Genomic DNA, 25501 nt, shown 5'->3' with positions numbered 1-25501 from the left:
ACCTCCGGAGTGATCTGCACTGACTGTATGAACAGTCAGTCTGTTTGACAAGGAAGAAAAATGCGGGCGTTCGATCCGAAGAACGGCCGAGCCCGCGCGGCACGGCCCCGCCCCGCGCGACGCGGGACGAGGCCGTGCAACCGGGTCAGGCCCGCTGCAGACCGCGCACCGGGCTGACGGACTGCTCGGCCTCGTGGTCGGGGCCGAGCGGGATGCCGCTGCGGTCGCGCAGCAGCAGGGTGGCGAGGAAGCCGATGACCGTCATGCCGGCGAGGTAGACGGTGACCGCGTTCGTGCCGCCGGTCGCGTCGACGAGCGCCTGAGCGATGGTCGGGGCGAAGGCCCCGCCGAGGATCGCGCCGATCGCGTACGAGATCGACACCCCCGAGAAGCGGATGGATGCCGGGAACAGCTCGGCGTACAGCGCCGCCTGGGGCCCGTAGGTCAGGCCCAGGCCGACCGTGAGCACGACGAGGCCCAGGGCCAGCATGCCCACGCTGCCGGTGTTGACGAGCGGGAACAGCAGCAGCACCCCGACGAGCTGGGCGGCCCAGCCGACGAAGTAGGTGTTGCGGCGGCCGATCTTGTCGCCGATCCACCCGCCGATCGCGGTGAAGACCAGCCACGACACGGCCGAGAGGGTGACGGCACCGAGCACGTCGGCGGTGGCCAGCCCCACCGGCCCGTTGGGATTGGTGGCGTAGCGCTGGATGTACCCGCCGGTGGTCATGTAGCCCACGGCGTTGTTGCCCGCGAACACGAGCGCGGCGATGATCACGAGCACGGCGTGCTTGCGGAAGAGCTGGACGATCGGCGCCTGGGTCTTCTCCTTGCGCTCGCTCAGCTCGACGAACACCGGGCTCTCCTCGACCTTCTTGCGCACGTAGTGGCCGACGAGGATGAGCACGAACGACAGCAGGAACGGCACGCGCCAGCCCCACGCGAGGAACGCGTCGCCCGGCGCGATGAGCGCCATCAGGGCGAGGATGCCGCTGGCCAGCAGCAGACCGAGCGGCACGCCGAGCTGCGGGGAGGCGCCGAAGAGGCTGCGCTTGGTCTTGGGGGCGTGCTCGACCGCCATGAGCACCGCGCCACCCCACTCGCCGCCGGCCGAGATCCCCTGCAGGATGCGCAGCAGGATCAGCAGGATGGGGGCGGCGATGCCGATGACGTCGTACGTCGGCAGCACGCCGATGAGCGTCGTGGACGCGCCCATCAGGATCAGCGTCAGCATGAGGACGATGCGACGGCCGTACTTGTCGCCGAGGTGACCGGCGAGGAACGCGCCGAGCGGGCGGAACAGGAAGCTCAGCCCCACGGTGAGGAACGACAGGATCTGCGCGAACCCGGGCCCGGCCGGGGCGAAGAACAGCTGGCCGAACACCAGGCCCGCGGCGGTGGAGTAGAGGAAGAAGTCGTACCACTCCACGGTCGTGCCGACGACCGTGGCGAAGACGACACGGCGACGGTCCGCCGCGGTCGAGATGGTGCCGGTCGGGGTGAAACCACCCGAGCGGCGTGAGGATTCAGCGGACATGCAGGACTCCTTGGACATCGTTGTCGACGCCGCGACGTGACCGTCGCGGCGGGTAGGCAGGGATTCAGCGTTGGGACAGTTGCGGGACCACGGCGAGCCGTGGGCCGGGAGCGGCCGAGGCCGCGGCGACGAAGTCCTCGAGCTGGTCGAGGTCGTCGAGATGATGGGCGTCGATGCCGTAGCCGCGCGCGATCGCGCACGGGTCGAGGCCGTCGATGTCGAGGTACCCGCCGTCGGGGACGTCCATGATGCGCGAGAAGCGCTGGAGCGCCCCGTACTCCTGGTTCTGCGCGATCACGAAGGTGACGGGGATGCCGTAGCGCGCCGCCGTCCACAGCGCCGCCGGCGTGTACTGCATCGCCCCGTCGCCGATGAGCGCGATCACCGGGCGGCCCGGGTCGGCGAGCTGCACGCCGATCGCGGCGGGCAGTCCCCAGCCGAGACCGCCGTTCGCGGGGAAGTAGTACGACTGCGCGCGATCGAACGTCAGGCGCGCCCACAGGGCATCCGCCGAGGTCCACTCGAGCACGATCACGGCGTCGTCGGGCTTCGCGCGGTCGACCGCGTCGAGGATCGCCGGCGCCGAGTACCGTCCGTCCGTCGCCGGAGGAGCGGCATCCGGGGCGAAGGCGGCGCCCGCGGGCGACTCGCCCTGTCGGACGCGGGATGCCAGTCGCGCCGCGGCGTCGACGGGGTCGCCGACGAAGATCGCGCCCGCGGCGGCCCGCGCCGCCTCGCCGGGGTCGGAGGTGACACCCACCAACCGTGTGCCGGGGGCGAGGGGAGCCCCCTCCACGAACTGGTGGTACCGGAACACCGCGGCGCCGAGGGTCACGACGAGGTCGTGGTCGGCGAGCACGTCGGCCACCGCCCCGAGCCCGGTCGGCAGGATGCCGCGGAAGTGGGGATGCCGCGTGGCGAACGGTGCGCGAGACGGACTCGGCGCGACCCACACCGGCAGGCCGCGGCGCTCGCTGAGTGCGCGCGTGGCCGCCCATCCGGCATCCGTGTCGACGCCCGGTCCGAGCACCAGCACCGGTGACGACGCGGCGTCGAGCTGGGCCGCGATCTCGTCGAGGTGCGCGTCGGCGAGCACCGGGGCCGCCGCCACCGACCGCGACGCGAGTCCGGCGGCGACGCGCTCGTCGGCGGGGCGCGCCCAGTCGTCGAGCGGGACGGAGACGGAGGTGGGTCCGGTCGGCGCCGACAGCGCCAGCAGCGCCGCCTGCGACACCGCCGCGGGCACGTCCTCCGGCCGCAGCGGCTCGGCCGAGAACTTCACGAGCGGATCCGCCAGGCGCGTGGCATCCACGTTCGTCAGCATCGCGTTCAGCGGCACGTAGCGGCGGCTCTGCTGCCCCGCGAGCACGAGCACGGGAGCGTGCGCGGCGGCGCTGTTGGTGAGGTTGCCCATCGCGTTGCCCGTGCCCGACGAGGAGTGCAGGTTGACCACACCCAGCGACCCCGACGCCTGCGCGTAGCCGTCGGCCATCGCCACCGCCGCGCCCTCCTGGAGGGCGAGGACGTAGTCGATGTCGTCGGGCAGGTGCTTCAGCATCGTCAGCTCGTTGGAGCCGGGGTTGCCGAAGATCCGGGTCACACCGCGTGCGCGCAGCACCTCGTAGAACGCCTGGGCGACGTCGGGAGTGGACATGGGGGATTCCTCCGCGAGATCAGAACGGGTAGGTCGCGACGTCGGCCTGCATCGTGACCCACTGGGTCTCGGTGAACGCCTCGATGTTGGCCTCGTGCCCGCCGAACCGGGCGCCCGTGCCCGAGGCGCCGACGCCGCCGAACGGAGCCTGCGACTCGTCGTCGACGGTCTGGTCGTTGATGTGCAGGATGCCGCTGGGGAGGCGATCCGCGAGCTCGTAGGCGCGGAACGCGTCCTTCGCCAGGATGCCGAGGGAGAGGCCGTAGTCGCTCGCGTTGACGAGCTCGACGAGTTCGTCGACGGAGCCGAAGCGCGTGACCGGGGCGACGGGGCCGAAGATCTCCTTCTGGAACGCGGCGTGCTCGGGGGTGACGTCGGCGAGGACGGTGGCCTCGAAGAACAGCCGGTCGTAGCCGCCGCCCGCGGTGACCCGCGCGCCGGCATCGACCGTCTCGCTCACGATCGCGGCGATCTTGTCGCGCTGGCGCTCGTCGATGATCGGTCCGAGCGGTACCCCCGTGGAGGGGTCGCCCGCGGGCAGGGCGGACGCCTTCGCGCTGAGGACCTCGACGTACTCGTCGTAGATGCTGTCGTGCACGAGGTGACGCCCGGTGGTCATGCAGATCTGGCCCTGGTGCAGGAACGATCCCCACGCGCCGGCGGATGCCGCCGCCGATACATCGACGTCGCCGAGCACGACGAGGGCATTGTTGCCGCCGAGCTCGAGGTGCGCGCGCTTGAGCAGCTGTCCCGCGCGGGCACCGATGATGCGCCCCGCCTCGGTCGACCCGGTGAACGAGATGATCGGCACCGCGGGGTGCTCGACGAGTGCCGATCCCACCTCGACGCCGCCCGGCAGCACCGAGAACACCCCGGCGGGAACACCGGCCGCCTCGAGCACGGCGGCGAAGAACAGGCCGCCGCTGACGCTCGTGCGCGGGTCGGGCTTGAGCACGACGGCGTTGCCGAGGGCGAGAGCCGGGGCGATCGAGCGCGCCGACAGGATGCCGGGGAAGTTGAACGGCGAGATGACGCCGACCACGCCGACGGGGCGGCGACGGCTGAGGCTCAGGCGCGGACGGGCCGAGCGCAGCAGCTGGCCGTACGGCATCATCGCGGTGGCTGCGGCGAGGTGGAACTCGTTCGCGACGAGGCTGGCCTCGAAGTGGGCCTTGCCCTGCGCGGAACCGGCCTCGTCGCTGAGCCAGCGGGCGAGGGTCTCGGTGTTCTCCTCGATGATCGCCGCGGCGCGACGCATGGCGGCGGCGCGCTCCTCGGCGGGGGCGGCGGCCCACGCGGTCTGCGCGCGGCGCGCGGCGTCCACCGTGCGGTCGAGGTCAGCGGCGGTGGCTGCGGCCACCCGGCCGATCGTCTCGCCGGTCGAGGGCGAGACCACCGCGGCGGTGTCGGGCGTGCTCACCCACGATCCGTCGAAGTAGCGGCCATCCCAGGTCTGCGGGTCGAAGAACGTCATCGGTCAGTCCCCTTTCGGTGTGTCAGTGCGTGAGTGCGGCGGCGCGCAGGGCCTTGTCGGCGAGGGCCGCGGAGGCCTCGTCGACGGCGGCGCGTTCGGCGTCGTCGAGGTAGTCCAGTGGCGTGGGAACGACCGCGCCGTCGCGCACGACGGCGAGCAACGTCGTGTGCGAGTCGTTACTGTCGCCGTCGCGTCGCCACACCGCGACCGGCACCGGCACGCCGGCGGCGAGCTGCGCGATCGTGCGGGCGGAGCCCACCGGCGTGGTCCACCCGGAGCTGCGGCCCGGCCGCAGGTCGGACCACCGGCGGAACCAGCCGCGGGCGTCGGCGTCGATCCGCGCGCGCTGCGCGGCGTCGAGGGCGAGCGGAGCGCCGTCGAGGGTGACACCGCTCCACACGAGCACCTGACCGTCGCCGTGCTCGCCGATCACGAGGGCGTCGAGGCGGCCCGGGTCCACCTGCAGCTCCCGCGAGATCGCGGCGATGAAGCGGGCGCTGTCGTTGAGGCAGTAGCCGAAGATCCGCGCGGGGTGGATGCCGCTGGTGTGCGCGAGGCAGGTGGCCAGCACATCGGCGGGGTTGGTGACGATCATGACGAGGCCCGTCTCGCCCGCGAGCGCCTCGATGGCGGGACGCACCGCGTCGAGCACCCCGAGGTTGCCCTGCAGGAACGCTTCCCGTGTTCCGTCCGGCGTCTCGGGGAGCGAAGCGGCGAACACCACGAGGTCGACGGGCTCCTGCTCGGCCGCGCGGTCGAGCGGCACGACGACGAGCCGGGCCCGCGTGCGTCCCGCGACGATCTGCGCTTCGCGCATGTCGATCGCGTGCGCCTGCAGCACGTTCTGCTTGAGGTCGAACAGCAGGATCTCGTCGTAGTCGTCGCTGAGCGAGAGCTGATGGGCGAGGCCCGCACCGGTGAGACCGGATGCCCCGAGGATCGCGACGCGCCGCGGCGACCATGTCTGCGTCATTGCACTCTTCCCTTCGCGCGTGTTCGTGCGCTGTTCTCGATTCAAGACGCCGGACACCGAGAGGTCCAGACGAAGGTTCGGATGCCGACCATAGAATCCCTCTATAAAGGTTCGGCGGAAGGGCGAGCACATGGCATCCATCGATCTCGATCTGCTGCGCACCTTCGTGGCGATCTACGAGCGCCGCAGCCTCACGCGGGCGGCCGGAGCGCTCAACGTCACCCAACCCTCGGTCAGCTACGCGCTGGGCCGGCTGCGCGGGGAGCTCGGCGACCCCCTCTTCGTCCGCTCGGCCCGGGGGATGACGCCGACCGCGCGGGCGGAGCAGCTCTACACCGTCGCCCGGTCGTCCATTGACGCCATCGACGACGTCGTCGCGGGGCGGGAGTTCGACCCGCTCACGGCCCGCTCCCGATTCCGCGTGGCGCTGACCGACATGGGCGAGTACGCCTACCTGCCGCCCCTCATGGAGCGCATGTCGATCGAGGCGCCCGGCGTGAGCCTCGACGTGGTGCCCATCGACGTCGACGCGGTGGACCGCTGGATCCTCAGCGGAGAGGTCGACGCCGCCGTCAGCAGCGCCGCCCCCACGGGGCGCACCGTCACGACCGACCTGTTCACCGAGACCTACGTCTGCGTGGCGACCTGGCCCGACGATCTCGTCGGCGTGCCGGTCGAGCCCGCCGAGCTGGCGACGCTGCGCCTGGCCCTGATCGACTCGTCGTCGGGTCACGACCGCGTCGGCCGGGCACTCGACGAGGCGGGGATCACGCCGCGCGCGGTGCTGCGGGCGCATCACTTCTCGACCCTCCCCGAGACGCTGGTGCGCTCGGGTGACGCGGCGATCGTGCCGCGACGCGTCGCGGCGATGTTCGCGCGGCGGTGGCCCCTGCGGGCGCGTCCGCTGGGCGAGCTGGTCGAGAGTTTCGACGTGCGGCTGTTCACCAACGCCGCCCACCACTCGACCGCGGGTCGCCGGTGGTTCTTCACCGTGCTGGAAGATGCCGTGCGGGCGTTCGCCGCGGAGTCCTCGGGCCGGGAGGACGGCACGCGCGGAGACCCGCCGACCGGTGCGCCGCCGGCGTCACGCGCGCCGTAACCCGCCGCGCAGCGCGAGGAGGACGAAACCGAGGGCGAGGGCGACGGCAGCTCCGGCGAGGACGGAGGCGGATCGCGCCCCCACGGCATCCGCGAGGGTCCCGAGGACGGGAGAGCCGAGGGGGATGCCGCAGAGCGTGACCATCGCGAACAGCGCGTTGACGCGGCCGCGCAACGCCCGCGGGGTGACCAGCTGCACGAAGGCGGCGCCCTGCGCCATGAGCAGCATGGAGGCGATCCCCGCCGGGACGAGGCCGACCGCGTACAGGGGGAAGGTCGGCAGCGCACCGGTGGCCGCGGTGAGGAGGCAGACGCCGAGGGCGGCCGCGGCGATCGAGCGGGGAGTGACCCGACCGAGCACCGCCGTCAGGGCAGCCCCCGCGATGGTGCCGACCGCGAGTGCCGACCCGAGCAGGCCGACGCCGGTCGCCCCCGCGGAGAAGTCCTGCGTTGCGGCCAGGGTCGCGATCGACAGGATGTTGGGGGAGATGAGGCCCGCGACGGCGGTGAGCGCGAAGACGAGGCGCAGGCGCGGTTCGGTGAGGACGAAGTGCACCGCGTGTCCCATCCCCGCGGGAATGGCCTCGTCACCGTCGGGGTGGCCGTCGCGCCGGCGGGGCAGCCGGGTCAGCACGAGGGCGAAGACGCCGAGGGCGGTGGCGCCGACGACGAAGGACGGGCCGTTCCCGAATCCCGCGATGAGGAACCCCGCCGCGCTCGGACCGACCAGCCGGCCGAGCTGGAAGAACAGGGTGTTGAGGCCGACGGCGTTCGAGAGGACGCGGGCCGGCACGATCTCGGTGATCACCGTGGGGCGCATCGCGCTCTCGAGCGCGGAGCCGAGGCCGTAGACCGCGGCCAGAACGAGCGCGAGGGGAAGGGTCATGATCCCCAGCAGGAGCGACGTCGCCTGCGCGAGCCCGACCAGGGCCATCGTGCTCTCCCCGGCGATGAGCAGGCGACGCGGTCCCCACCGGTCGGCGAGCACGCCGATCACGGGGCCGAGGACCAGGAGCGGGACGAATTGGATCGCCGCGGTGATGCCGAGCACCGCACCGCTGCCGCCGCTGAGATCGAGCACGAGCAGGCTCTGCGACGTGCCCAGCATCCACGAGCCGATGAACGCGACCTGCGCACTGGCCGCGTAGGCGCGGAAGGCGGGGACGGCGAAGCTCGCGATCGCCGAACGCCCGGGCCGGGCGGCATCCTCTCCGCCCGCCAGGGCGCTCACCACGGTTTGACGATGGAGGTCGGGTCCGCGTCGTATTCCTGGTCGCGGTGGAGGAGGGACTCGTCCACGGTGGCGTACAGGATGCCGTCGGCCTCGGGGGCGAGTGGTTCGGCGATGCTCTCACCGAAAGGTCCGAAGATGCGCGTGGAACCGCCGCCGCTGAGAATGCGATCGCTCTCGCCCTCCGGGAGCTCGAGCAGCTCGAGGTAGGCGGCGCCGGCCACGATGGTCGGGGCGAGGGTCACGACACCGCCCTCGGCGGCGTACTGCGAGCTCGCGGCCATACTCGCCTCGGCGCTCATCGGGACGAACCCGGGATAGAGCCCGAAGTGCGGCCAGGAGGCCACATGGAGTTGCTCGTTCTGCGACAACAGGGCGTGTCGGAGGAGCGGACGGCGGTTCTCCGAGCAGTTGAGGGCACCGATGCGGCCGATGGAGCTGTCGACGACCTCGAGATCGGCACCGGATCCGGAGGCGAAGATGTCCCACTCGACCGCGGACGGCTTCAGCTTCCGCCGCTTCATGGTGGTGATGCCGTCGTCGCTGATGACGTATTGCGCCATGTAGAGCTCGTCGCCCACGCGTTCGCTCAGACCGAGGACGACGGTGATGCGCCCCTCTCGCGCCGCCGTCTCGATCCGCCGATGCTGCGCGCTGCCCGCCACGAGCGAGTTCTCGAGGTAGCGCTGTCGGAACGGCGCGCGGTAGTCCTCGTCGCCGAACCACATGAAGCTGGGGTAGCCCGGCAGCCAGGTCTCGGGAAACGCGATGACACGCGCGCCGTGGGCGGCCGCCTCGGCGATCAGGGCGACGGTCTTGTCGGTCGTGCCGTCGAGGTCGAACCACACCGGCTCGGACTGCACGGCTGCGAGGGTGATCTGGGCCATGGGGGCTCCTTCGGGGACGGTCAGGCGCCGGCCAGCAGGGCGCGGCGGGCGAGGCGCCTCTCCTGCTGCAGGCGAGGGTCGGGGACGGGAGCGGCGGCGAGCAGCAGACGCGTGTAGTCGTCGGCCGGCGTCTCGGTCACGGTGCGGGTGGGGCCGAACTCCACGATCCGGCCCTTGTTGAGCACGGCGACCTCGTGTGAGACCTGGCGCACGACGGCGAGGTCGTGCGAGATGAAGAGGTAGCTGACGCCGAGGTCGCGCTGCAGTTCTGCCATGAGGTCGAGCACCTGCGCCTGCGTGGTGAGATCCAGCGCGCTCGTGGGCTCATCGCAGACGACGAGTCGCGGCGACACCGCGAGCGCGCGGGCGATCGCGATGCGCTGGCGCTGTCCGCCCGAGAACTCCCGGGGGTAGCGGTCGACGGCGTTTCCGGGCAGGGAGACGCGGTCGAGGAGGCCGCGGACGATGCCGTCCGCCTCGGCCCGCGTCATCCGGCGAAGCGCCAGCAGCGGTTCGGTGAGGATGTCGCCCACCGTCAGGGACGGGTTCAGCGAGCTGTAGGGGTCTTGGAAGACGACCTGGATCTGCGTGCTCACCTCGCGTCGACGGGCGAGCGGCAGGTGCGTGATGTCTCGCCCGTCGTACGAGATGTGTCCCCCGGCCACGCGGGTGAGGCCCAGGATCGCGCGTCCGATGGTGCTCTTGCCGGAGCCGGATTCGCCGACGAGGCCGAGCGTGCGTCCGGGCTTCAGCTCGAACGAGACGCCGTCGATCGCGGTGTACGCCGGGGTGAACAGACCGCGCTTGCGGTAGGTGACGCGCAGGTCGTTCACGCGGAGTGTCCCGTCGGTCGCGGGCGCGGGTGTCGTGGTGGTCATCATCGGGTGCTCGCCTCCTCATCGGCATACCAGACGGCGTGTTCGTCGCCGCGCATCGCGGGGTTCGCGGCGAGCAGGCCCGCCGTGTATTCGTGGCTCGGGCGATCGAAGAGCTCCTCGACGGCGGCGTTCTCGATGATGCGCCCGTGCAGCATCACGATCGCGCGGTCCGCGACGTCGGCGACGACACCGAAGTCGTGCGTGACGATGATCATCGCCATCGTCCGCTCCCGGCACAGCTCGCGCAGAAGCTCGAGGATGTCGGCCTGGACGGTGACGTCCAGTGCCGTGGTCGGCTCGTCGGCGATGAGCAGCTCGGGCTCGGCGGCCAGGGCCATGGCGATGCAGACGCGCTGGGCCATCCCGCCCGACAGCTCGTGGGGGAACGAGCGGGCGACGCGCTCGACGTCGGCGATCTTCACCTGCGCGAGCAGCCGGCGCACCTCGTCCCGGCGGGCGCGGCGGTCGAGCGTGCGGTGCAGCCGCAGCGACTCGTCGATCTGGTGCGCGACGGAGAACGCCGGGTCAAGGCTCACCATCGGCTCCTGGCCGATGTAGGCGATGCGACGGCCGCGGACGTGGCGCAGCTCGCTCTCGGGGAGGGTGAGCAGATCGTCGCCGTCGAGCACGATGCGTCCCGCGGTCGCCTCGACGCCGGTCGGCAGCAGACCGATGATCGACATGGCGGTCATCGTCTTGCCGGAGCCGGACTCGCCGACCAGGGCGAGGATCTCGCCGCGCCGCAGCTCGAACGACACATCGGTGAGCAGGGGCGTCTCGCCGGCGGCGGCAGAGAGCCCGACGACCGACAGCATCGAGCCCCGCTGGTCCACCGGGGTGGCGTCGGCGGGAAGAGGGGTCCGCGCGACCATCACGCCGCGCCCGGTGCCGGCGTTTCCGGGAATGGCATCCCGCACCGCGTCTCCGACGACGGTGAACGCGAGGATCGTCAGCACCAGGACGAGACCGGAGGGGACGAGCATCCACGGCTGCTGGTTGATGTAGGTGTTCGCGTCGGCCACGGATCCGCCCCAGCTCGGCGCCGGGGGAGGGCTCGCGAGCCCCAGGTAGCTGAGGCCCGCCTGCGTGAGCAGCGCGAGGCTCAGCACGATCGTGGCTTGGACGATCAGGGGGTTGCGGACGTTCGGCAGCACGTGGCGGGCGATGATCCGGGGCGAGCGCAGTCCGTAGACCTTGGCCGCGTCGACGTACAGCTCCGCGCTCGTGGCGGCGGCGCCGTCGCGGGCGAGTCGGAAGAACACCGGCGAGACGATCAGGCCGAACACCGCCATGGCCGTGTACACGTTCTTCCCGGTCACCGCGAGGATCGTGAGCAGGATGACGATGACCGGCACGCTCTGCAGCAGGTCGATGATGCGCGCCGAGATGGCATCCCAGCGGCCCCCGCGGAAGTAGCCCGCGGTGAGCCCGGCCGGCACGCCGATGACGAAGGCGACCACGAGAGCGAGCAGGGCGCCGAGCAGGCTCACCTGGCCGCCGTGGAGCAGGCGGCTGAGGATGTCGCGCCCCAGGCCGTCGGTTCCGAGCGGATGCGAGGCGGTCGGGAGGGCGAGCGTGTTCGCCAGGTCCTGCTTGACCGGGTCGTAGGGGGTCAGCAGCGGCGCGGCGATCGCACCGATCACGACGATCGCGATCCACAGGAGTGCCAGGACCAGCGGAACCGAGATTCGTGGGCGGGCGCGGCGGGTCCGGACAGTGGGGACCGCGGGCGCGGGGGAGAGGGCGGTGGACATGGTCACCTCAGTTTCGGGTTGAGCCAGGCGGAGACGAGGTCGGTGAGGAGGTTCACGGCGACCACGAGCAGGGTCATGACGACAACGACCCCCTGCATGAGAGGAACGTCGAGCTTCGACACGGAGGCGAAGATGAGGCTGCCGAGCCCGGGGAGCGCGAACACCTGCTCGATCACGACCGCGCCGCCCAGCATGCCGACGAACTGCAGGCCGGTCACCGTCAGGATGGGGCCCGAGGCGTTGCGCAGCAGGTGCTTCGTGATGATCGACGTGCGGGACACGCCCTTCGCGCGCAGGATGCGGACGAAGTCGCGTCGTGCGAGATCGGTGAGGCTGGCGCGGGTCTGCAGGGCGATCGCGGTCGCCGAGGCGAGCCCGAGCGCGATCGTCGGCAGCGTCAGACTGCGCAGCCAGCCGTTGGGGTCGTCCTCGAACGGGACGTAGCCCGACGGGAGGAAGATCGGCACCCAGATCGCCAGGCAGAGCACGAGGACGAGCGCGAGCCAGAAGTTGGGCAGCGCCATGCCGACGACCGAGACCAGCTGCACGGCGCGGTCGACGAGGCCGCCGCGCACCGCGGCGAGCACCCCCAGCCCCACGCCGACGACCAGGGACAGCAGGGTCGCGGCGAGGGTGAGGCTCAACGTGACGGGGATGCGGGCGGCGATGGTGTCCAGCACGGGGGAGTGGTCGTAGAAGCTGGTGCCGAAGTCCCCCCGCAGTGCCGCGGTGAGCCAGTCGAGGTAGCGCTCGAACAGCGGACGGTCCAGGCCTAGCGCGTCGCGCAGCGACGCGAGCTGTGCGGGTGTCGCGGTGTTGCCCAGGATCGTCGCGGCGGGGTCGCCGGGGATGAGCGGGACGAGCAGGAACGTCAGCAGCGAGACGAGGAGCACGAGGGGGACGGCGATCGCGAGACGGCGTCCGATGACCGAGAGCACGGGATTCTCCTTCCGGAGGAGGAACGCGGGGGTGGGGGTCGGGGACGGGGCTCGCGGCCCCGCCCCCGACCGCGGGGCATCAGGAGATCGGCGACCAGGCGTAGATCCAGGGGTAGCCCTCGCCGGGCCACAGCTTCACCTCGACGTTCTTCGAGGCGTAGACGATCACGTCGGCGTAGTACACCGGCAGGAACCACGCGTCGTCCGAGACGATCTGGGCGATCTGCTGGTACAGCGACGTCTGCTCGGCGGGGTCGCTCGACGCGGCGGCCTGGGCGTACAGGCTGTTGATCCGCTCGTCCGACGACTTGTAGGGGTTGAGCACGCCCGTCGGGGTGACGATGGGGGCCAGCGTCGTGTACATGTCACCCTGGGTGTACGTCAGGGCGTACGCGGGGTCTTTCGCGGCCTGCACGTTGGCGAAGAAGTCGCCGTCCTGGTCGATGGTCATCGTCACCCCGACCTCGGCGAGGTACCCCTGGATGGCCTGGACCATGGCGTCGTGGATGCCGGGGACCGCGGTGACGGCGAACGTGAAGCCGTTCGCGTACCCGGCGTCGGCCAGCAGTTCCTTCGCCTTCTCGGGGTCGAACGGGTAGGCGTCGTCGAGAGCCGGGACGTTGCCGGTGGTCTGGGTTCCGAAGTACTGGTGCGCGGGGCTGCCGTACTCGCCGACGACCGCCTTCGTGATCGCGTCGCGGTCGATCGCGTAGTTCAGGGCCTGGCGCACGCGGACGTCGCCGAGAGCCGGCTGATTGGTGCCGGCGCGGTCGCCGAGGACGAGTCCCCAGGTGTCGGTGGCCTGCGTGACGATCTGCAGCCCCGCCGACTTCGCCGCCTCGGCCGTCGTCGTGTTGCCGAGGGCGATGTCCATCGTGCCCGCGCGCACCGCGTTCAGCGTCGACGACGGGTCGGTGAAGTACTTGTACTCCAACGCGTCGTACGAGAAGGCCGAGGCATCGCCCCAGTAGTCCGCGTTGCGGACGAAGCGCCAGTGGTCACCCGACACGGTGGCGTCGGTGTCGAGCACGTACGGGCCGGTGCCCGCCGGCTCGGTGGCGAGGTCCGGGCTGCTGAGGTCGGCCGGGCTGACCATCATGCCCACGTTGTGCGACAGGAGGTCTTCCATCGCGGGGAAGGGCGCCGACAGCGTGATGAGGACGGTCTTGGCGTCCGTCGCGGTGATCGTGTCGATCGCCGCCGCGTTGCCGATCGCGGGACCCGAGACGGTCTTGACGCGCTCGAGGTTCGCCACCACGCCGGCCGCGTCCAGGGCGGTGCCGTCGGAGAAGGTCACGCCGTCGCGCACGGTGAGCTGGAAGCTGGTGGGGGAGAGGTACTCGTACGCCGAGGCGAGGCCGGGCGTGTAGGTGCCGTCGACGTTCTTCGTGATGAGCGTCTCGTACGCGGGCTGCAGGATCCAGATCGAGGGACCGGAGTCGGCCAGGTACGGGTCGAAGCTCACCGCGCTGACGGTCGTGGCGATGTCGAGCTCGTCGGTCGAGGAGGCCGACGACGACCCGGCGCAGCCCGCGAGGGCGGCGGTGACGGAGAGCGAGAGGGCGATGGCCGCCGTCACGCGGAGAGGGCGTGGCATGGGAGGAGCTCCTTCGGGTGGGTGATGCGCGAACGCGTCGAGGTGGGGTGGGTCAGGGACAGGCGGACGGAGTGGGGCCGTTCAGGTGCTCCCACGCGGCGGCGAGATCGAGCAGGTACTGCTCGTCGTCGGGGCGGGTGGCGAGCAGGCTGAGGGCAAAGGGGCGGCCACCCGGCAGCGTGCCGGCGGGCAATGCCAGGGCGGGGTGGCCGGACTTACTGGCGAGGAATGTCGCGAGCGGACCGGGGAACAGCACGGCGTCGACGCCGTCGACCTCGCGGAGGTGGTCGAGCACGCGCCGTGCCGCGTCGTGCTCGTCGGCGCGGAGTCGGTTGCGCAAGGCGCGGTCGGCGCTCAGGTCCACCCGTGCGGAGGCCTCGATGTTGTCGATGCCGTAGGGCTGCTCGTGGGGCGTCGCGTCGCGGTAGTGCGCGTAGAGCGCGTCGAAGTCGCGGACGGGGGAGCCGGCGGGGAGGGCGTCGAAGTAGTCGCCGACCGAGTCGCGGAAGTCGAACGCCGGCACGAGGAGGTCGCTGGGCCCGTCGACGGGGATCGCCGTGGTGGCGGGTCGCAGGTCGGCTCCCGCGTTCACCAGCGTCGCCACCGCGTCGGCCCACGCGCTCTGCGCGTCCGCCTCGGGGCCGGCGAGGCAGAGGGCGATGCGCGCGCCGGCGAGGCGGTCGGTGCGGAGGGCGTCGAGGTACCGGCGATGACTGTCGGGGCGCATGCCGCCGAGTGCGGCCGCGAGGTGGGCGACGCGCAGCGCCAGCGGACCCGGGGTGTCCTGTGCGAGGGTGATCGGCAGTGCTCCGCGCCGCGACAACAGCCCGACGGTGGGACGCAGACCGTAGACGCCGCAGTTCGCCGCCGGAACGAGGATCGACCCCGCCGGTGTCGGTGCCGATCGTGGCGTCCACGAGGCCGGCAGCCGCGGCCGCGGCCGATCCCGAGCTCGATCCGCCCGTCGGGAAGCGGTGCCCACGGGGGTTGCGGGGCGATCCTCCCCGTGCGCTGTACCCGCCCGGGGCGGCGAAGGTGACCCAACCGCAGAGCTCCTGCAGGTTGGTCTTGCCGACGATGCCGGCGCCGGCTCGACGGAGGTTCGCGACGATCTCGGCATCCTGGTCCGGAACGGACTCGGCGAGCGCGCGGGACCCCGCGGTGGTCGGCAGGCCCGCCACGTCGATGCTGTCCTTCACCAGGACGGTCATCCCCTCCCGCACCGAGGTCGAGGTCGCCGACGCGCGCGTCTTCCACTGCTCGTCGACCGTCGCGACCGCGCCGAAGCCCGTCGGCGCGGTGTCGAGGGAGCGGATGCGCGCCAGCACGGGGTCATCGACGCCCGGTCGGCCGAGGGTGGGGAGAGAGATCACAACAGTCCTTTGCGAATTTGGGAACTGAGAGGATCTAAACAGACCGCTGCGTCACGTAATTAAGGACCACGTGAAACGTAATAGGTCCTCAACATGCCGGAAATATAACGGGGCGCGGCGGGCATGATCCCCGCTATTACCCGAAACTTCGAACGTCGCGCAGGCGACGGCGTACATAATTTTGCGAAGCGAATGACATTAATTGCTCCGCCCGAGTAGAGTGCTGAGGTGTCTTCCGATCAGTCCGCCGTCTCGGCGTTCCAGCAGTACGTCCGCGCGCGCATCCTGGAACACCTGCGTCAGAGCGGCGAGGCGAGTCGGACCGTACTGGCGGAGGTGACGGGGCTCTCCCGTCGTGCGCTCGGCGGCATCGTCGACGACATGAAGCAGGCCGGGCTCGTCGACGAAGCCGACGCCGACCGCGGACCCGACCGCGGGGTGGGCCGCCCCGCGCGGGTGTTGCGCCTCCCGGTGCGACAAGAGGTCACGCTCGCCGCCGACATCTCCCCCGACAGACTCCGGGTTGCGCTGGTCGACTCCGCGGGAGCGATCCTGTCCGTCGCCGAAGCGAATGCCGATATTGCGCGGGGTCGCTCGCAGACGGTGGGCACCCTCGTCGCGCTCGCACGTTCACTCGATCGCGACGAGGGGCGCCACCCGGCGCGCGCGGTTCTCGGGCTTCCGACGATGGTGGACTACGAGCGTCAGCTCGTCGATCCGGCCGGTGCGCGCGCGCTCATGCCGAGCTGGACCGACGGTGCGACCGTCGACGAGTTCTCGTCGGCGCTCGGGCTCCCCGTCACCATCGCCAACGGGGCGACGCTGGCGACCCTCGCGGAACTCCGCCTCGGGGCGGGGCGCGGGAGGAAGAACTTCATCGTCCTCGGGATCGGTCACGAGGGGATCGGCTCCGGCATCGTCGTCGAGGGTCGCGTGTTCGAGGGGGCGCGCGGCTTCGCCGGTGAGATCAGTCACGTCAGCGTTCACGCCGACGGCGTCATCTGTCCCTGCGGGCAACGTGGATGCCTCGCCGCCGAGACGGCGAACCAGCTCCGGCTGTTCCTCCAGGCGCGCGGGGTCGACATGAACGCGGAGGCGTACGAGGAACTGTCGACCGCGTCGGCGCAGGGCGACCCTGCCGTGCGGCGTCTGTTCGCCGACATCGGCTGGCAGATCGGCCGTGCCGTCGGCAGCGTCGCCAACGTCTTCGACCCCGACGCCGTGATCATCAACGACACCCTGACCGAGGTGGGCGACGACGCGGTGACGCAGAGCCTCGTCCGCAGCATCACGCAGCACACCCACCCCGGCATCACGGCGGGGATGACGGTCGTCGCCTCCGACCTGAAGCACACATCGATCCTCGCGGGGGCGGGACTGCTCTGAGTCCCACGCGCCGCACGATGCGCACCCGGCCGCCCCGGGATCAGCGACGACGCGGCTCAGGCCATGGTGAGGCGCGCGTTCAGTCGGCGCACCCGTCGGGGCTGCAGGCGAGCCCCGCGGTGGCCTCGCGCGGTGCCGTCACGACCCGCGCCGCGGCGGCGATCTGCGCCCGCAGTTGCGCGGCCGACGCGGTGGGGCTCCCGATCTGCACGAGCTCGTCACCGCGCCGCAGCAGCAGCATCGGGTAGCTGTGGACGCCGAGATCGGCGAGCCAGTCCTGGTCCCGTCGGGCCTGCCCGGCGATCACGTCGTCGTCGAGCTGCTGCCGCACGGCGTCGGCGTCGAGTCCGTGGTCGTCCGCGATGGCGGCGTAGGTCTCGGCATCCGAGAGGCTGCGACCGTCACGGTAGAACGCCGCCTGCATGGCCGCCGCCATCTCGAGCGCGCGGTCATCGCTCGCGCTCGCGCGCAGGGCGGCGAGACCGCGGGCCGCGGCATCCGAGTCCAGCAGCGTGCGGCCCTCGCTCAGGAGGCGCTCGTAGTCGGGGCCGAAGGCGACCCCGGTCAGTTCGGCGATGCGGGCGTTCGCGTCGGGGATGTGCCCGAAGCGCCCGATCGGGGCGGAGTTCGCGCCCGAGAACAGAGCGCCGTGGACCACGGTGATCCGGATGTCGTCATCGGCGGCCAGCTCGTGCAGGGCCGGCGCCATGCCGTAGCACCAGCCGCAGTAGGCGTCGAAGACGTAGAGGAGGTCGTGCATGGGGTGTCCTGTCATCGGGGGGCGGCTTCGTCGAACGCGTGACGCGCGTCGAGCACGTCTTGCATGTGGGCGCGTGCCCAGTTCTCGACGGCGAGCAGCAGAGGGCCGAGGCTCGCACCGCGGTCGGTGAGCTCGTAGATCGCGTGGGGCGGGCTCGTGGGTTGGACGGTGCGGGTGAGCAGACCGTCGCGTTCGAGACCCTTCAAGGTCTGGGAGAGCATCTTGGGGGAGATGCCGGCGACTCGTCGTGCGAGATCGCCGTGGCGCGCGGGTCCGTCCGAGAGGACGCCGATGACGAGAATCGTCCAGCGGTCGCCGATCCGGTCCACCAGCTGCCGGCTGGGGCAGTCGGGGTTGTACGGGTCGAAGCCGAGTACCTCGTCCATGGGCGTCCTCTCGATCGGTCGGGATTCAGTAAGCCACAGAGAAGCGCGCGCGGGGGTGAGCGTGCTGCTCGATCTCGTCGGCGAAGGCGATGGCGTAGTCGGCGCCCGAGATCGCCGAGGTGCCCTCGGCATCCGCCAGCAGCACGTCGCCGCCGAGGCGGAAGGTTCCGGTGCGCTGGCCGGGGTTCCACGAGCCGAAGGTGGCGGCGGGGCTGAGGTAGAACCAGTCGAGGGCGGCGTCGCTGCCGCGCAGCGCGTCAAGGATCTCGCCGTGCGCGAGGGCCTCGGGCACGAAGGCGGCGGGGAACTCGTCGGTGTCGACCAGGCGCGGGCCGCCTTCGGCGACGGCGAGCGAACCGGCGCCGCCCACGACGCCGAGGCGCGCTCCCGCCGCCAGCGCGGCGGAAACGACCGCGGGCAGGGCGGCGATCAGGTTCGGCTCGCCCTCCTGACGCGCGGTCGCGGGCAGGGCGACGACGATGTGCTGCGCGTCGGCCGTGACCTCGCGCACGAACGCCTCGTCGAAGATCGACCCGGCCACGGATGCCGCGCCCTCGGCGGTCTCGCCGCCCGAGCGCGAGACCCCGACGACCTCGTGGCCGCGGTGGGTGAGCTCCGCGGCGATGTTGCTGCCCGCGTAGCCGGTGGAGCCGAAGACGACGACCTTTGCCATGATGTTCCTATCTTTAGGGGAGTTAGTACCCAAAAGATAGCACAGATGACGGCGACGGTGCGCGGCACGGCGCGTCGGGCCGCCCGACGCGGTATCGTCACCGACCAGACGGGCGCGACGACGCCCCGTCCACTGCCGTCGAGCACATTTCACATCTGTGAAACACAGGCGGTCGATGACGCCCATAGGGTCGGCGCGACGTTGCGCGACAGGAGGATGCCGTGAGCCACGTGTCGTGGAAGATCATGGAGACCCTCACCGCCGACGCGCCCCTGCCCGAGCGGCGCCGGCGACTGGGGCGCCAGCTGCTGAGGGCCGTGGCGGGAGACACGTTCGTGTCGTACCGGTGGACGTCGGCCGGTCCGTACGCCGACCCCGTGGGGGTGCAGTTCGACGACGAGAACCTCCGCGCGTACGACGCGCGCTTCCGGCACATCGACACGATGACCCCTCGGTTCCTCGAAGTCCGCGGGGCATCTGCCATCAGCCCGCAGCGGGACACCCGTGACGAGTTCGTCCGCGACTTCCTGTTCCGCTCCGGCATGTTCCACGGCATGAACTACTTCGCCCCCCATCCCGTGGTCGGATCCATCGACCTGCGGGTGTGGCGCTCGCAGCGGCGCGGCGCCTTCACCCCCGACGACGTCCGCAAGCTCCAGGCGATCGGCGACCTCATGCACCGGCTCTGGAGCACGGAACCGCTGGCGACCTCCGCCCTCACGCCGCGGCAGAGGGAGATCGCGACGTTGGTGGGCGAGGGACTGACCGACCGGGCGATCTGCGACCGGCTGGGCATCTCGCTGCCGACCCTGCGCACCCACCTCGCCCAGGCGTTCGCCAAGACCGGAACCCAGAACCGCACCTCGCTCGCGATGGCGGCCCGCGCCCCTCGTCATTAATGACGATGTCGGCGCGCTGACGCGTCGAGAATGCTGGGTCGCACGCAACCGTTCCAGCATTCCGGGAGAGAAATGTCCACATTGCGCACGGGGGTCTCGCCCCTGTCCCGACTCGATCGCTTCCCCCGGTGGGGATTGAGCGCGATCTCCGTCCTCACCATCGGCCTGGGCATGCTCTTCGTCCAGTACGACGTCTTCAACATCAACGTCTCGTTCGTGCAGACGTGCGCCCAGATCATCGGCGGCTGCACCCCGGCCACCGCCGACCAGTTCATCGGCCTGCCCATCTTCCTCAGCCTCGTCGGCTATGGCATCGGGGCTCTCATCCTGGGGCCGATGTCCGACCGCTTCGGACGCCACCGCCTGCTCATCATCGCCATGGTGATCACGGGACTCGGCTCGCTCTTCTCGACCTTCGCGGGGGATGCCACGAGCTTCAGCCTCTCGCGCCTGATCACCGGCATCGGAATCGGTGCCGACCTCGCCATCATCAACGTGTACGTCAGCGAGATCGCCCCGCGGCGCATGCGCGGTCGCTACACGAGCGTGCTGTTCTTCATGGCGGCCCTGGGGGCTGCGCTCGGCATCTGGCTGGGTCTGTTCCTCACCACCCCCATGACGCCGTGGCCGCAGGGTCTGCCCTTCGCCCTGGCATCCGACACCTTCACCGCCGGGTGGCGCTGGGTCTACGCGGTCGGTGCGATCCTGGCGGCGTTCTCGATCGTCCTGCGCATCGCCCTGCCCGAGTCGCCTCGCTGGCTGGCCAGCCGCGGACGCGACGACGAGGCGGCCGTCGTCGTCGAGCGCATGGAGAAGCTCGCCACCCGCCGGCACGCGCTCCTGCCCGCCTCGGAGGGCGACAGCGACACGACCGAGGTCACCGTCGGCGGGACGTTCTCGGCCGTGCGCGAGCTGCTGACCTCGCGCGTCTACCTGCGGCGTCTGCTCGTCATCGGCATGGCGTGGCTGCTGGGCTACATCACCCTCTACGCCTTCGCCGGAGCCTTCACCTCGGTGCTCGTGCGGCAGGGATACGCCCCGGCGGAGGCCGGCATCGTCAGCGCCGTGGGACTGACCGGCTTCATCCTGGCGGCGATCGTCGCCCGCTCGGTGGTCGATCGTGTCGAGCGCAAGTGGTGGATGCTCATCGGCGGTGCGATCACCGTCGTCGGCGCGCTGGTCGTGGTGGGCGGCGGCGGGGCGACCGCGGCGACCTTCCTCGGCGCCATCGTGGTGTTCTTCGGCCAGAACATCTGGGTTCCGGCCCAGTACGCCCTCACGGCCGAGAGCTTCCCGACGCGTTTCCGCACGACCGCCTACGCCCTGGCCGACAGCATCGGTCACGTCGGCGGCGGGCTCGGCGTCTTCCTGCTCGTGGGCATCTTCTCGCAGTTCCCGCTGCTCGGGTCGCTGCTGGGGCTCATCGCCTTCCTCATCGTCGGCGCGCTGGTCAACCTCCTCGCTCCCCGCACCCGTAACCGCTCGCTGGAGGAGATCTCCGCATGACGTCGACGCGAACGGCGATGTCCGACGACCACGGCATCTGGACGCAGCGGGCCGACGAGGCATCCCTCGCGTCGCTCGAGAGCTCGGACGCGTTCCCCCTGGCCGTCAAGGCCAACATCGCCGTTCGCGGACTGCGACGCTCGGCCGGATGCCGCGTCCTCGACGTGGCGGCGGAGGATGCCGACGCCCCGGTGGTGGCGGCTCTCCGCCACCACGGGGCGGTCGTGATGGGCATGGCGAACATGCACGAGCTCGCCCTCGGGGTGACCTCGGACAACGCCGCCTACGGCCCGGCGCGGGTCCCGTCGGCCCCGCACCTCTCGGCCGGCGGCTCGTCGGGCGGGAGCGCCGCCGCCGTCGCCGCGGGGCTCGTGCCGCTGGCGCTGGGCACCGACACCGGTGGGTCGGTCTCGATCCCGGCCAGCAACTGCGGTGTCGTGGGATTCCGCCCCAGCACGGGGCGGTGGCCCACGGCGGGGATCGTGGGCCTGTCGTGGACCCGCGACACCCCGGGGGTGTTCGCCGCGACGGTCGTGGAGGCCGCGCGCGTCGACTCCTGGGTCACCAGCAGCACGGCGGCACCCCCGGTCGAGCGGCCGCGGCTCGGCATCCCGACCGCGTTCCTTCACGACCTCGACGCGCGGACCGAGCAGGCGTTCCACCGCACGCTCGACGCGTGGCGACCGGGCGTCGATGTCGTGGAGGTGGACCTCTCGGACGTGCTCGTGCGCACCCGCCCCGCCGAACCGCTCGTCGTGGGCTGGGAGGCTCCACGCGAGCTCGCCTCGGCGGCCGCTCGGGCTCTGCATCTGGCGCCCGACGAGGCGTTCGCGGCGCTGCGGTCGGGCGTCGAGACGGCCGATGTCGCGGCGTTCCTCGACGCGATCGCCGAGCGTCCGGTGACGGCCGACGAGTACGCACGGGCACTGTCGCTGGTGCTCGACGCGCGCCGGCTCGCGGCGGACGCGATGGACCGCGACGGTGTCGACGCACTCGTCTTCCCCACCACGCCGGCGCCGGCCCCGCCGTCCGGCGGCGGCGCGAGCACCCGGCACCGCGACCGCGACATCTCGGTCTTCGAGCTCTACACCCGGCACACGGGACCCGGAACGATCCTCGGCGCGCCGATGGTCACGATCCCGGCGCTCGCCGAGGACGTTCCCGTCGGCGTCACCGTGCAGGGCCGACGTTTCGACGACGCGCGCATCCTGACCCTCTGCGCGCAGCTGCAGAGCGTCCTCCTCGAGGCGGCGTCCTCGCGCTCGACGGTCGGCGCCGGACGATGAGAGCCGCCCGCGCGGGAACGACCCGCGCGGGCGTCTCTCACTCGCTGCGCGCGGCGACCCGCGCCACGCGCGGCGCCGGGGAGGGCGCTTCGGCCGCGGTGGGGCGCGCCCCACGCATCTCGAACCGTTCCGGACTCGGATCGCCGCTCCGGTTCCGCGCGGCGCGCCACCTCACGGCCAACGCCGCAGGTGCGAGGGCGCGCTGATGAGGACGCGCCGGCGCGCCATCATCGCGCCACCTCCGTCGCGGCAGTCGCCGAGGAGGCCTGCCGCTCGACGTCGCGCGCTGCCTCGACGCCCGCCGGGCGTGAGGGGATCAGGAAGGTGGCGATGACGCCGACCACCAAGAACCCGGCGGCGAGGACGGCGCCGAAGGCCACGGCATCCGTCATCGCCTGACGCGCCAGGTCGGCGACGTTCTCGAGGCCCGGTACCTGACCGATCGGCTCGATGGCCGCGCCGGCGCTGTCGGTCACGGCATCGGCGAAGTCTTTCGCGTCGGAAGGGGCATACCCGCTGGCCTCGAGCCTGTTCTGCAGTCCCCCGCCCAAGGTCGAGAAAAAGACGGTCGTGAGCGCCGCGATCCCGAGCGCCGAGCCGAGCTGGCGGAAGGTGCTCTGGATGCCGGAGCTCTGGCCGCCCTCTTCGGCGGGCACGTCGGCGAGGACGACATTGGTGACCTGCGCGGTGGCGAAGCCGACGCCCACGCCGTAGAAGAAGAGGACGACCGCGATGAGCAGCCACGAGGCGTCGGTGACAGCCGCGACCAGACCGAGGCCGGCGAGGCCGAGCACCTCGAGCACCAGCCCGAGTCGCACGAAGGCCAGTGCGCTGACGCGGTTGGAGAGGGGGAAGCTGATGCCGCTGGCGACGAAGCTGCCGATCGCGATCGGGACGAGGGCGAGGCCCGCCTGCAGAGGCGAGTAGCCGAGGGTGAACTGCAGCCAGAGGGGAAGCACGGCGATGATGCCGAACTCGCCGAGCCCGATGATCAGGGTGGCCACGTTGCCGTTGCGGAAGGACGCGATCGAGAACAGGCGCGTGTCCATGAGCGGCTGGTGGCGGCTGCCCGGGCGGCTGAGCCGCGCCTGCCTCCATACGAACAAGGCCAGAAGCAGCGCCGAGGCGACGAGCGCGACGAAGGCGGGGGACAGGCCGGAGTCCCAGCGCACGCCGAAGACCTCGAAGGCGTTCTCGCTCATGATCCAGCCGTAGACACGACCCTCGACGAGCCCGAACGCGAGCAGTCCGAGACCGCTGACCGAGAGGGCGGCGCTGATGACGTCGACGCCGCCACGCGAGCGGGCGGGCTGGAGGAGGAACAGCACGCCGATGACGACGATCACGATCGTCAGCGGAATGTTGATGCCGAACGCCCAGCGCCACGACGCGTGCTCGGAGAGCCACCCGCCGAGGACGGGGCCGAGCGCCGTGGCGGCGCCGATCGTCGAGCCCCAGACGGCGAACGCCTTGCCGCGCGCGGCGCCGACGAACATCGCGTTGAGCAGGGCGAGCGAGGTCGGCAGCACGGCGGCGGCGCCGATGCCCTGCAGGAAGCGGGCGAGCACGAGGATCTCGCCCGTGGGGGCGAGACCGGCGAGCAAGCTCGTGAGACCGAAGACGACGACGCCGGCGAGGAATACCGTCTTCGCCCCCCACAGGTCGGAGATGCGACCGACGACGAGCAACAGCGCGGCGAAGACGATCGCGTACGACTCCTGGATCCACTGCGCCTGGCTCGAGTCGATGCCCAGGTCGTCGATCACCGAGGGGGTGATGACGTTGACGATCGTCGTGTCCACGACGATCAGGGCCACCCCCAGAGCCACGGCGATCAAGCCGACCCAGCGGCGCGCGTTCTCGGATCGTGGCATTGTCACTCCTCAAATAGTTTCACCGTAGAATGGTTCCTCGGGAGAATAACTTGATGAAGTGATAACCTGCAAGTCCGATCGCAGGACGTCGGGACGGGGGCTTCATGGGTGACGACGACGCCGCTCAGGCGCTGGACCCGGTTTCGCACTCGGTCACGGACGCACTCCGCGCCTACGGTGCGACGTATTCGCAGGTCGCTCGAGCCTTCGCCGCATACGCGGGATTGCACTCCACGGACGCGGCGGCGATGATCGAGATCCTCGGGGCCGAAGAGCGCGGCACGCCGCTGTCGCCGGCGAGACTGAGCGACCAGATCGGACTCAGCTTCGGTGCCACCTCGACCCTTCTGAACCGGCTCGAAGCGGTCGGCCATGTAACCCGCAGCCGCACGCAGGCGGATCGGCGGGTCGTGACACTGCACTCGACACCCGAGGTCCAGCGGCTCGCCGACGAGTTCTTCGCGCCTCTCGGGCGGCGCCTCGACACGATGCTCGCCGGGCACTCGCCCGCGTTCCTCGCTGAGTTCTCAGCGGTGCTGATGGCGATGAGGGATGCCACCGACGAGTACATCTCGGAGGGCCCCGGGAGCGAGAACGCGTCCGCCGGGCGACACGACTGAGCCGGCCCGTCTCCGCGTCTTCCGGTCCGGTGCAGCCCGCATCGTGCCGCAGAAGAGGTCGTCCGCGCTGGGGAACGATTCATCACACGCGTGTGCACGGGATCGAGAGGCCCGCTGCCGGCCGAGGCCTTCGCCGCGAGGCGTCGAAGAAAAAATGTCGGGAGACGTGAAAGACGCGGCACGGTCGCGGCCATGAGCACAGTGCACGCCGCGATGATCGCCCGTTCACCGGAACGGGCCGCGGTCTCACTGGAAGGCCTCTCCTCATGAACATCAAAACCCTCACCGCGGTGACCATCGCCACAGGCGTCATCCTCGTCGGCGGTGTGGGGTTCATCGGCGGGACGGCGGTCAGCGCCCTGCAGAACACCGTCGCGCCGAACGACAGCACCTTCATCGACGGCGTCCCCGCACCCGACGACGTCATCGACGCACCCGTGGCTCCCCTGATCGCCACGCCCAGCCAGCTGGCCGCGGGTGCGGTGACGCTGGAACCGGGTCAGGCGCTCCTGGTCGTGCTCGAGGCCCCTCAGGGACGGACCTTCCCGGGCACGGGCGGCTCGGACGACGAAAGCATCGTTCAGTTCGAAGCATCCGACGGGACCGGCGACGCGGCGTTCTTCGCTCAGAAGCCGGGCAAGACCTCGGCGTGGATCGCGGGAGCCGACGGCCAGCGCGTGAGCTTCGACGTCACCGTCGCGACCCCCTGACCCGGAG

22 protein-coding genes and 1 pseudogene are annotated in these 25501 nt (G+C 71.2%); 7 read left to right on the top strand and 16 right to left on the bottom strand.

Features of this window, described 5'->3' with window-relative positions; translation table 11 throughout:
- Positions 1-145: 145 nt before the first annotated feature.
- From QE392_RS02260 to QE392_RS02245, 4 genes are all read right to left on the bottom strand, one after another.
- On the bottom strand, positions 146-1537 hold the full coding sequence (locus QE392_RS02260; protein WP_307447261.1) for an MFS transporter: 1392 nt from the start codon (positions 1535-1537) through the stop codon (positions 146-148).
- Positions 1538-1601: 64 nt separating this feature from the next.
- Positions 1602-3191 (bottom strand): benzoylformate decarboxylase, encoded by a 1590-nt coding sequence (gene mdlC, locus QE392_RS02255; RefSeq protein ID WP_307447258.1) that lies wholly within the window; start codon positions 3189-3191, stop codon positions 1602-1604.
- A gap of 19 nt (positions 3192-3210) precedes the next feature.
- Complete coding sequence (locus tag QE392_RS02250; protein WP_307447254.1) at positions 3211-4665, bottom strand: aldehyde dehydrogenase family protein; 1455 nt, start codon at positions 4663-4665, stop codon at positions 3211-3213.
- Between the two features lie 22 nt (positions 4666-4687).
- Positions 4688-5638, bottom strand: coding sequence for a lactate/malate family dehydrogenase (locus QE392_RS02245; RefSeq protein WP_307447251.1), 951 nt, complete (start codon positions 5636-5638; stop codon positions 4688-4690).
- A 130-nt stretch (positions 5639-5768) separates the two neighbouring features.
- Between QE392_RS02245 and QE392_RS02240 the strand changes: the two genes are divergently transcribed.
- Positions 5769-6737 carry a LysR family transcriptional regulator gene (locus QE392_RS02240; protein ID WP_307447248.1) on the top strand — a complete coding sequence of 323 codons (969 nt, stop codon included), beginning with the start codon at positions 5769-5771 and terminating at the stop codon, positions 6735-6737.
- Here QE392_RS02240 and QE392_RS02235 read toward each other — a convergent pair.
- From QE392_RS02235 to QE392_RS17480, 8 genes and pseudogenes are all read right to left on the bottom strand, one after another.
- A complete protein-coding gene (locus QE392_RS02235) occupies positions 6723-7970 on the bottom strand; it encodes an MFS transporter (protein WP_307447244.1) in 1248 nt (415 codons plus the stop codon). The two genes, QE392_RS02240 and QE392_RS02235, sit on opposite strands and share 15 nt — an antisense overlap.
- The gene (locus tag QE392_RS02230; RefSeq protein WP_307447242.1) at positions 7964-8854 is read right to left on the bottom strand and encodes a carbon-nitrogen hydrolase family protein; all 891 of its coding nucleotides are present in this window, start codon (positions 8852-8854) and stop codon (positions 7964-7966) included. Before QE392_RS02230 ends, QE392_RS02235 begins: the two co-directional genes overlap by 7 nt.
- 20 nt (positions 8855-8874) lie before the next feature.
- Positions 8875-9732, bottom strand: a complete 858-nt coding sequence (locus QE392_RS02225; protein WP_307447238.1) for an ATP-binding cassette domain-containing protein — start codon at positions 9730-9732, stop codon at positions 8875-8877.
- A complete protein-coding gene (locus QE392_RS02220; RefSeq protein ID WP_307447235.1) occupies positions 9732-11486 on the bottom strand; it encodes a dipeptide/oligopeptide/nickel ABC transporter permease/ATP-binding protein in 1755 nt (584 codons plus the stop codon). The genes QE392_RS02225 and QE392_RS02220 overlap by 1 nt, the downstream gene beginning before the upstream one ends.
- Positions 11487-11488: 2 nt before the next feature.
- Entirely contained in the window at positions 11489-12424 is a 936-nt protein-coding gene (locus tag QE392_RS02215; RefSeq protein WP_307447232.1) for an ABC transporter permease, read from the bottom strand.
- Between the two features lie 79 nt (positions 12425-12503).
- Entirely contained in the window at positions 12504-14021 is a 1518-nt protein-coding gene (locus QE392_RS02210; RefSeq protein WP_307447229.1) for an ABC transporter substrate-binding protein, read from the bottom strand.
- Between the two features lie 52 nt (positions 14022-14073).
- The gene (locus tag QE392_RS02205; RefSeq protein WP_373426431.1) at positions 14074-15003 is read right to left on the bottom strand and encodes an amidase family protein; all 930 of its coding nucleotides are present in this window, start codon (positions 15001-15003) and stop codon (positions 14074-14076) included.
- Positions 14924-15349 (bottom strand): annotated as a pseudogene (locus tag QE392_RS17480) (amidase family protein); the annotation flags it as partial. The pseudogene QE392_RS17480 and the gene QE392_RS02205, both read right to left, overlap by 80 nt.
- 273 nt (positions 15350-15622) lie before the next feature.
- Between QE392_RS17480 and QE392_RS02200 the strand changes: the two are divergent.
- The gene (locus tag QE392_RS02200; protein WP_307447223.1) at positions 15623-16780 is read left to right on the top strand and encodes an ROK family transcriptional regulator; all 1158 of its coding nucleotides are present in this window, start codon (positions 15623-15625) and stop codon (positions 16778-16780) included.
- Positions 16781-16859: 79 nt separating this feature from the next.
- Here QE392_RS02200 and QE392_RS02195 read toward each other — a convergent pair whose 3' ends face one another.
- From QE392_RS02195 to QE392_RS02185, 3 genes are read right to left on the bottom strand one after another with little or no spacing between them, the layout of a single operon-like run.
- On the bottom strand, positions 16860-17540 hold the full coding sequence (locus QE392_RS02195; protein ID WP_307447220.1) for a DsbA family protein: 681 nt from the start codon (positions 17538-17540) through the stop codon (positions 16860-16862).
- Positions 17541-17551: 11 nt separating this feature from the next.
- Positions 17552-17926, bottom strand: coding sequence for a winged helix-turn-helix transcriptional regulator (locus tag QE392_RS02190; protein ID WP_307447219.1), 375 nt, complete (start codon positions 17924-17926; stop codon positions 17552-17554).
- A gap of 25 nt (positions 17927-17951) precedes the next feature.
- On the bottom strand, positions 17952-18599 hold the full coding sequence (locus QE392_RS02185; RefSeq protein ID WP_307447216.1) for an NAD(P)-dependent oxidoreductase: 648 nt from the start codon (positions 18597-18599) through the stop codon (positions 17952-17954).
- A gap of 221 nt (positions 18600-18820) precedes the next feature.
- On the opposite strand from QE392_RS02185, the gene QE392_RS02180 reads away from it, so the two are divergent.
- The 3 genes from QE392_RS02180 to QE392_RS02170 all read left to right on the top strand — a co-directional run bounded on the left by QE392_RS02180 (position 18821) and on the right by QE392_RS02170 (position 22290).
- Positions 18821-19498, top strand: coding sequence for a helix-turn-helix transcriptional regulator (locus tag QE392_RS02180; RefSeq protein WP_307447213.1), 678 nt, complete (start codon positions 18821-18823; stop codon positions 19496-19498).
- A gap of 72 nt (positions 19499-19570) precedes the next feature.
- The gene (locus tag QE392_RS02175) at positions 19571-21004 is read left to right on the top strand and encodes an MFS transporter (RefSeq protein ID WP_307447211.1); all 1434 of its coding nucleotides are present in this window, start codon (positions 19571-19573) and stop codon (positions 21002-21004) included.
- Positions 21001-22290 carry an amidase family protein gene (locus QE392_RS02170; protein ID WP_307447209.1) on the top strand — a complete coding sequence of 430 codons (1290 nt, stop codon included), beginning with the start codon at positions 21001-21003 and terminating at the stop codon, positions 22288-22290. Before QE392_RS02175 ends, QE392_RS02170 begins: the two co-directional genes overlap by 4 nt.
- Positions 22291-22517: 227 nt before the next feature.
- Here the strand turns inward: QE392_RS02170 and QE392_RS02165 are convergent, their stop codons facing one another.
- Complete coding sequence (locus QE392_RS02165) at positions 22518-24164, bottom strand: MFS transporter (RefSeq protein WP_307447207.1); 1647 nt, start codon at positions 24162-24164, stop codon at positions 22518-22520.
- Between the two features lie 104 nt (positions 24165-24268).
- Here QE392_RS02165 and QE392_RS02160 point away from each other — a divergent pair, with 104 nt between their 5' ends.
- Both QE392_RS02160 and QE392_RS02155 read left to right on the top strand, forming a co-directional pair.
- Positions 24269-24784 (top strand): MarR family winged helix-turn-helix transcriptional regulator, encoded by a 516-nt coding sequence (locus tag QE392_RS02160; RefSeq protein WP_307447203.1) that lies wholly within the window; start codon positions 24269-24271, stop codon positions 24782-24784.
- Positions 24785-25050: 266 nt separating this feature from the next.
- Positions 25051-25494 carry a hypothetical protein gene (locus QE392_RS02155; RefSeq protein WP_307447199.1) on the top strand — a complete coding sequence of 148 codons (444 nt, stop codon included), beginning with the start codon at positions 25051-25053 and terminating at the stop codon, positions 25492-25494.
- Positions 25495-25501 lie beyond the last annotated feature (7 nt).

The organism is Microbacterium proteolyticum (assembly GCF_030818075.1).
In the GTDB taxonomy this organism is placed as follows: domain Bacteria; phylum Actinomycetota; class Actinomycetes; order Actinomycetales; family Microbacteriaceae; genus Microbacterium; species Microbacterium proteolyticum_A.
Note: the sequence above shows the minus strand (reverse complement) of the source record. Positions and strands in the feature narration are given on the sequence as shown.

Coding starts and splice junctions, on each gene's coding strand:
- QE392_RS02175 (WP_307447211.1), top strand. CDS start 19,571: ATGTCCACATTGCGCACGGGGGTCTCGCCCCTGTCCCGACTCGATCGC.
- QE392_RS02225 (WP_307447238.1), bottom strand. CDS start 9,732: ATGACCACCACGACACCCGCGCCCGCGACCGACGGGACACTCCGCGTG.
- QE392_RS02250 (WP_307447254.1), bottom strand. CDS start 4,665: ATGACGTTCTTCGACCCGCAGACCTGGGATGGCCGCTACTTCGACGGA.
- QE392_RS02230 (WP_307447242.1), bottom strand. CDS start 8,854: ATGGCCCAGATCACCCTCGCAGCCGTGCAGTCCGAGCCGGTGTGGTTC.
- QE392_RS02165 (WP_307447207.1), bottom strand. CDS start 24,164: ATGCCACGATCCGAGAACGCGCGCCGCTGGGTCGGCTTGATCGCCGTG.
- QE392_RS02260 (WP_307447261.1), bottom strand. CDS start 1,537: ATGTCCGCTGAATCCTCACGCCGCTCGGGTGGTTTCACCCCGACCGGC.
- QE392_RS02245 (WP_307447251.1), bottom strand. CDS start 5,638: ATGACGCAGACATGGTCGCCGCGGCGCGTCGCGATCCTCGGGGCATCC.
- QE392_RS02185 (WP_307447216.1), bottom strand. CDS start 18,599: ATGGCAAAGGTCGTCGTCTTCGGCTCCACCGGCTACGCGGGCAGCAAC.
- QE392_RS02210 (WP_307447229.1), bottom strand. CDS start 14,021: ATGCCACGCCCTCTCCGCGTGACGGCGGCCATCGCCCTCTCGCTCTCC.
- QE392_RS02170 (WP_307447209.1), top strand. CDS start 21,001: ATGACGTCGACGCGAACGGCGATGTCCGACGACCACGGCATCTGGACG.
- QE392_RS02190 (WP_307447219.1), bottom strand. CDS start 17,926: ATGGACGAGGTACTCGGCTTCGACCCGTACAACCCCGACTGCCCCAGC.
- QE392_RS02240 (WP_307447248.1), top strand. CDS start 5,769: ATGGCATCCATCGATCTCGATCTGCTGCGCACCTTCGTGGCGATCTAC.
- QE392_RS02220 (WP_307447235.1), bottom strand. CDS start 11,486: ATGTCCACCGCCCTCTCCCCCGCGCCCGCGGTCCCCACTGTCCGGACC.
- QE392_RS02155 (WP_307447199.1), top strand. CDS start 25,051: ATGAACATCAAAACCCTCACCGCGGTGACCATCGCCACAGGCGTCATC.
- QE392_RS02195 (WP_307447220.1), bottom strand. CDS start 17,540: ATGCACGACCTCCTCTACGTCTTCGACGCCTACTGCGGCTGGTGCTAC.
- mdlC (WP_307447258.1), bottom strand. CDS start 3,191: ATGTCCACTCCCGACGTCGCCCAGGCGTTCTACGAGGTGCTGCGCGCA.
- QE392_RS02160 (WP_307447203.1), top strand. CDS start 24,269: ATGGGTGACGACGACGCCGCTCAGGCGCTGGACCCGGTTTCGCACTCG.